This is a genomic window from Longimicrobium sp. (assembly GCA_036389795.1).
GTDB lineage: Bacteria > Gemmatimonadota > Gemmatimonadetes > Longimicrobiales > Longimicrobiaceae > Longimicrobium.
This window is the reverse complement of sequence record DASVWD010000226.1, coordinates 1-6,539: the sequence shown is the minus strand read 5'-3', so window position 1 is coordinate 6,539 and position 6,539 is coordinate 1. Positions and strand designations below refer to the sequence as shown.

Sequence of the window (6,539 nt, the reverse complement as noted above, 5' to 3'; positions counted from 1 at the left end):
AGGACGCGATGAACCCGACGCAGCGTACCGCGTGCATCGCCGCCGCCGCGGCCGTGGCGGCGCTGGCGGCGGCGGGGGCCGGGGCGCAGACGCCCGCGGCCGCGGCGCCCGTCCCCGCCCTCCCCTCCGACGCGGAGATCCGCGCGCTCCTCGCCGACCGCGTCGACGTGCAGCGCAAGAGCGTGGGGATGGTGGTGGGGATCGTCACGCCCCGGGAGCGCCGCATCGTCGGGTACGGCCGGCTCGCCCTGGACGACCCGCGCATACCGGACGGGGGCACCGTCTTCGAGATCGGCTCGGTGACGAAGGTCTTCACCTCGCTGCTGCTGGCCGACATGGCGCGGCGCGGCGAGGTGGCGCTCACCGACCCGGTCGCGAGGTACCTGCCCGCGGGAACGAAGCTCCCCGAGCGCAACGGGAAGCCGATCACCCTGGCCGACCTGGCGACCCACACCTCGGGGCTGCCCTTCGCACCGCCCGACCCGCCGGACGCCGCCGCGTACGGAGAAGAGCAGCTCTTCCGCTTCCTGGCGGCGTACGAGCTGCCGGGGGAGCCCGGCTCGCGGTGGGCGTACTCGAACCTCGGCGCGGGGCTGCTGGGCATCGCGCTGGCGCGCCGCGCTGGCGTGGACTACGAGGCGCTGGTCCGCGCGCGCATCACCGGCCCGCTCGGCATGCGCAGCACCGCGGTCGCCGTCTCGCCGGAGATGAGGGAGAGGATGGCCGCGGGACACGATGCGACGCTGCGGCCCGCGCGCGAGTGGCTCCTCGCCGGGCTCCCCGGCGCCGGGTCGCTGCGCTCCAGCGCCGACGACCTGCTCACGCTCTTGGGCGCGTTCCTGGGCCACGCGCGCACGCCGCTGGCGCCGGCCATGGCCTCCATGCTCCACACGCGCCGGCCCGGGCCGAGCTTCGAGCAGGCACTGGGCTGGTGGGTGGTCCCGCTGGGGCCGGGAGACGAGGGGATCGTGACGCACGGCGGCTCCACCTTCGGCTATTCGGCCACCGTCGCCTACGACCCGCGGGCCGGGGTCGGCGTCGTCGTGCTCTCCAACGGGGTGGAGAACGACGGCGGCCTCGCCTGGCACCTGCTGCGCCCCGCCTTCCCCTACGCCACGTCGGCGGCCGCGCGGGCGCGGGAGGAGCGCGGGGCGGTCGCCGTCGCCCCGGAGCTGCTCGGCCGCTACTCCGGGCGGTACCGGACGCCGGACGGCGGGGCAATCGACGTCGAGCGCCAGGGCGACAGCCTCGTGCTCAGGTCGCCGGCCGCGCCGCAGGGGGTGCGCCTCCACGCCGAGAGCGAGCGGGCCTTCTTCATCCGCGAAGCCGACCTGCGGGTCACCTTCGAGACCGACGCCCAGGGCCGCGCCACCGGGCTGGTCGTCCACTTCGCCGGCACCGACACCCGCGCGCCGCGGGTCGCCGGCCCCTGAGCGCGTCTCGCCGGAGAGGCGGCGTTCCCACATACGACGGGTCTCCGGCAGTGATGCCGGGGACCCCCTCTTCTCCGGCTTCGTAGCTCTACGCGCCGGCCTCGACGGCCGGGTTGCTTCTTTCCTGCTATGCGGCGTAGCTCTCCCTCCGCTTCTGCCTCGCCTTCTCCCGCAGCTCGCGTAGTTCCGCGTTGAACGCGGCCAGTCCGTCGCGCAGCGTGCGCTCGCGCGTGGGCGCCCTGCCCCCCAGGAGCTCGCCGAGCGCCCGCCGCAGCGAGTAGTCCGTGAGTCCCGCGCATGTGGCCGCGTTCAGCACCGACCGGTGGCGCTCTTCCAGCAGCGCAAGCGCCAGCAGCAGCCGCACCCAGGCCAGCAGCCGCCGCGGCGGGGGTAGGTTCTCTCGCGCGCACCACCCGGCAACGGTGCGCTCCTTGGCGTCGAAGAGCCGTCCCAGCTCGACCGCCGTCCCATGGTCGGCCGCCACTTCGGCGGCCGCGCGGACGAGGGTCAGCCCGTCGACGGAGACGAAGCGCGAGAGCGAAGCCTCGATCCGTTTCTTCAGCGGCTGCGCGTGCACCGAGAGCAGGCGCATGCGGATGGCCTCCGCCGTCTGCTCCAGCCCCGCGTCGGCGAGCTCGGCCACTCCCGCATCCAGCAGCGCGCGGGCGGCGCCCGCGTACCTGGCCCGGAACGGCACCAGGGCCACCACGGGGAGCATCCGCGCCGCCGCGAGGAGCGCCGGGATCCGCGCGTCGAGATCGGGGGAGCCGCGCCGCGCGAACGGGTCGATGACGACCACCGTCGAGGGCGCCGCCAGCTGCGCCGTCTCGGTGAGCCCGGCCCAGTCCATCGCCTGCGCCTCGAATGGCGCCGCCAGGCGCGTCAGCGGCTCCAGCGCCTCGCTGTCGAGGAGCAGCACCCGCCGCCTGGCCGGCGCCGGGCTGTTCCGACTCTGCTTCGTCACGTCCGCTACCTCCCTCCTGCTCGGCGTCTCAGGGACGAACGTTTCATGTTGTGGATGTGTGTTGCCACGCTCGGGGACTGGGAGCATTCTTCGCCTGCTCCCAAGTACTTTCTCCTTCTACCCGGAGGCACCACATGTCCGTCAAGCGCATCCTCGCCGGCATTCTCGGAGCCCTTCTGCTGGCGGCCTGTTCGAGCTCCCCCAGCGCACCATCCGAGCAGAGACTGGACACCGAGCGGGTGCTCACCAACACGTCCACTTCGGACTCCACCCAAGCGAGCGCAAGAGCCGGGAATTTTTTCGGTTCTGGGACGTAACCGCCAAAATTGGGAGCGGCGGGCTACCGACGTGGCCCCCCGCTCCTTGTTTTCTGATCGGGGGACATCGCCGATTCCAGCGAACGTACGAATGCGTCCGACAGGTCTGCCGCAGGTCCGGTAAGCGCGCGAAGTGGAGTCTCGATCCGCTCGTACCTCTGCACCATCTCCAATCCAAGCTCTGCTTGGGCGGCGTCCTCGTACGCACCCCTTTCATTGGCAGTTTGGAGGGCGAGTCTGAGCGCCTCGGCTGCACGTTCCCAGTTGCTTAGACTACCGGCCCCAAATCCCAGATCAACCAGGACCGCCGGAAGTACGCTCCGCACTTCTGGTGAAGGATGCTGCACCAGATCCCAGGCTTCGGCCCAAGCCTCCTCGTATGCGAGAGAATCACGACAAGCCCCGGCCGCGCGTACAGTTGCCGCGAGCACGCGTAGGCGTTCGTGAGGTAGTCGCAGGCATGGAAGCAAAGCACGAAGAACAGGAAGCGCGAGAGGAAAGCGCCCCTGCCGCAGCCAAAGTTGAACAACGTCGTGCGCCAGCTTGGGGAGGTTTGGATGGTGGGGACCATATAGATCGAAGGTACGGATCGCTGTTTTTTCTGCACGCGAGTGGTCACCGGTAAGCACGTAAACAGGGAAGAGGTCGTGGGACACCGCGGCCTCACGCTCTTTCATACTGAACCGTCTGGCGAGCTTCAGCGCGCGGACGAGATATCGGAGTGCTTCCTTGAGGCTGCCCTGTTGCAAGTAGAGGTTGCCAAGGCTGTTGAGCGCCAGATCCTGCGTCTCCCAGTCCGCGCACCACACCGCCACGCGCGCGGCCCGGCGCAGCCACAGCTCCCCCTCGCGCAGCCGCCCCGCGTTGCGCAGCATGCGCCCGACGATCCACGCGCGGCGAGCGTCGGTGGGCGATACCAGCGCGGCGGCTTCCGCGAACAGCAGCGCGGTGCTTTCCGCCCCGGTGCCCAGCGCCCACTCGCTGATCGCGAAGCAGGCCTGCGCGAGGACGCCGGGGTCCGCCCGCTCCGGCCGCCTCAGCTCCGCGGCGAGGGCGATCAGCGGCATCCGCAGCGGCTTCCGGATCCGCGCGGCGTGCAGCTCCGCCTCCCATTCGTCCAGCGGCTCGCGGCGGAAGAGAGGCGCGGCGAGGTCCGGCCCCCGGCTCCAGGCCAGCACCAGCCGGAGCGCGCGCAGCACGGCGAGCGCGTACCTGTCCCGCACCTCCGCCAGGATGGCGCCGCCCTCCGCGCCCGGCGCCCGGATCGTCAGGGGATACACGAAATCGAGCGGGGAGCGCGGCAGCGGAGCCTCGCTCGAGCGGCGTGGCTTCATTATTGTCTCTGACGGCCTTTGGCGGGCGCAGCGAATCGCACCTTTCGGTGTGACGGCAATTGTAGGCTGGCGGATTCCGTGCGTCTACAGCAGGAAACGTTGGTAGGACTGCCCCTGCGTGCGGTACGATCGCGAGCGAGGGTGCGACCCGGCTGGACAGCGTGCGGAGAGTGGTGGTTAATTGATCAACAGGCCGCACCGGCCGGCAGTCGGCCGGAACAGCGGTGCCGGCGAATCGGGGAGACGAGCCACCGATGCGGGTTCTGCGATTCACGCTAACGGCGGCGTTGCTGGCTGCGGCGGCCGCGTGCGAGCTGACCGAGGTGACCACCGAGCCGGCCGAGGACGTGCTGGTGGTGGAGGCCGTGCTGCGCACCGACCGCGAAGACCAGTACGTGCTGCTGCACCGCTCGCTGCAGGGGATCGTGGCCGGGGAGGCGCGGGGCGCGCGCGTGGAGGTGACCGAGCAGAACAACGTCCGGCACTTCTTCGGCGAAGCGGGCGAAAGCTGCTACCGGATCGACCGGCGCTACCTGGAGTCGGACTCGGTGGACTTCCGCGGCACCTGCTACCGCGAAGACTTCACCGGCGCCCGCGCGGTCCGGCCGGGGCGCACGTACGATCTGCGCGTCGAGACGCTCGACCGCCGGGTGGTGCGCGGGCGGACCACCGTGCCGGGTCCGTTCGAGCTGTTCCCCCGCGAAGAGGCCGTGCGCAACGCCCCCGCCCCCGGGTTCATCTGCCGGCTGCCCCCCGGCACCGGGATGCGGGTGGACTGGAGCCGCGCGGACGGGGCGTGGAGCTACGTGGCGCAGCTGCGCATCAACGGGCTGCGGCAGGCGCTGGCGCCGCTGGGGATCGACGCGCCCGAGCCGCTGGAGCTGCGCGGCCTGGCGGTGTCCGAGAGCGACACCACCATCCGCCTCCCCGGCGAGTTCGGCGTGTTCGAGCGCTTCCAGTACGACCAGGACCTGCTGCTGGCCATCCGCGACGGCTTCCCCGAGGGCGTGCGGATGGACCTGGTGGTGGCCGCCGCCGACCGCAACTGGGTCAACGGCGTGCGCGGCGCCAACTTCAACCCCTCGGGCCTCGTGCGCATCTCCAGCGTGGTGGGCGACGGGGTGGGCGTGTTCGGCTCCCTGGTCCCCCGGCGCATGCAGATCCTGGTCGCCGCGGCCGACATCCCGGGCATCCCCCTCTGCCCCGGCCGCGTCTGACGGCCCACATCGGCTGGCGAACGCGGGACGGCCCGGGAAAGCTCCCGGGCCGTCCCGCATTCGCGACCGTCACCGGCGCCGTCAGGGCGCGATCTCGAAGACCACCGACACCACGACGCTCACCGTCTGCTGGCCGGGCTCAATCGGCGTGGCGACGGCGTCCGCCGCCATCATCTCGGCGCGGCGTGCCATGACCATGCCGACGTACGGCGGCGGCGGCGCGGCGGTGGTGGTGGCGTCGACCACGTCGCCGAGGCGCACCCCCAGCCCCTGCGCGATCACGGCCGCCTCGGCGCGGGCGCGGCGGAGCGCCTCGCCGATCGCCTGGTCGCGCGCGCGGCCGGGGTCGCGCAGGCCGAAGCGCACGCCGTGCACGCGGTTGGCGCCCGCCCCGAGCGCCGCGTCCAGCAGCGCGCCCACGCGGCGGACGTCGTCGGTCTGCGCGGTGACCACGTTGCTCACCCGGTAGCCCCGGAGCCGCGGCTCGCCCTCGCCGCGCGGGTTGGGGTCGTAGACGGGGAAGACGTTGTAGCCGTGCGTCTGGATGTCCTCGCGCCGCACGCCGGCGCGCACCAGGGCGGCGATCACCTGCTCCATGCGGCGGGCGTTCTCGTCGGCCGCCTGGCGCGCGGTGGCGGCCTCGGTCTCCACGCCGGCGTCCACCCAGGCGCGGTCGGGCGTGGCGCGCGACTCGCCCGTGGCGCTCACGCGGATGGTGCGCGGCGGCTGCCGTGGCTCCTGCGCCGCCGCCCTGTCCGCCAGCAGCGCCGCCCCCAGGGCCAGCGCCGCGAAGGTGCTCCTCGTCATGCTCATGCTCCCCTCCGGCTCCGTTTGAAGGCCGCCGCCCATCCGGCGGCCCGCATGCTACCCGCCGCCGCCGCCGCAGGTTGCGTGACAGCAGAGTGCGAAGTGCGAAGTGCGAAGTGCGAAGTGCGAAGTGCGAAGTGCGAAGTGCGGTGCAGGGGTGGGACACGAGCGGGACACCGGCATCAGCGCCGCCGCGGGAGGCCCTCACCCGCCGCCTTGGAGCGGCAACCCTCTCCCAACTTCGGGAGAGGGTGGACTTTACGCTTCGGCGCGAGGTCGGGATCCGGTGCTGGCTGTTCCTGTCCCCAGTCCCCTGTTCCCTCCCGTCGCGTGAGGGATGCGCGCCCGGAGGGCCGGGACGCCGCCGCGACACGGGGTATCGTCGCGGCGGTGGCCCGGCGCGGTTGGGCACGGTCGTATCGTGCCCTACCGCGCGCGCAGCCCGGCCCGGAGCGCAGCGGAGGGAC

The 6,539-nt window shown here is 72.5% G+C and carries 5 protein-coding genes; 2 read left to right on the top strand and 3 right to left on the bottom strand.

Going from position 1 to position 6,539, the window contains the following annotated elements; all coding sequences use genetic code 11:
• A partial coding sequence (locus VF746_26645; GenBank protein ID HEX8696023.1) for a serine hydrolase occupies positions 1-1,433 on the top strand: 1,433 nt, incomplete at its 5' end.
• Between the two features lie 127 nt (positions 1,434-1,560).
• Here VF746_26645 and VF746_26640 read toward each other — a convergent pair.
• Together VF746_26640 and VF746_26635 are read right to left on the bottom strand one after the other, a co-directional pair.
• On the bottom strand, positions 1,561-2,397 hold the full coding sequence (locus VF746_26640; protein HEX8696022.1) for a hypothetical protein: 837 nt from the start codon (positions 2,395-2,397) through the stop codon (positions 1,561-1,563).
• Positions 2,398-2,737: 340 nt separating this feature from the next.
• Complete coding sequence (locus VF746_26635; GenBank protein HEX8696021.1) at positions 2,738-4,048, bottom strand: tetratricopeptide repeat protein; 1,311 nt, start codon at positions 4,046-4,048, stop codon at positions 2,738-2,740.
• A gap of 254 nt (positions 4,049-4,302) precedes the next feature.
• Between VF746_26635 and VF746_26630 the strand changes: the two genes are divergently transcribed.
• Complete coding sequence (locus VF746_26630; protein HEX8696020.1) at positions 4,303-5,265, top strand: DUF4249 family protein; 963 nt, start codon at positions 4,303-4,305, stop codon at positions 5,263-5,265.
• Between the two features lie 81 nt (positions 5,266-5,346).
• Here VF746_26630 and VF746_26625 read toward each other — a convergent pair whose 3' ends face one another.
• The gene (locus VF746_26625; GenBank protein ID HEX8696019.1) at positions 5,347-6,078 is read right to left on the bottom strand and encodes an SIMPL domain-containing protein; all 732 of its coding nucleotides are present in this window, start codon (positions 6,076-6,078) and stop codon (positions 5,347-5,349) included.
• Positions 6,079-6,539 lie beyond the last annotated feature (461 nt).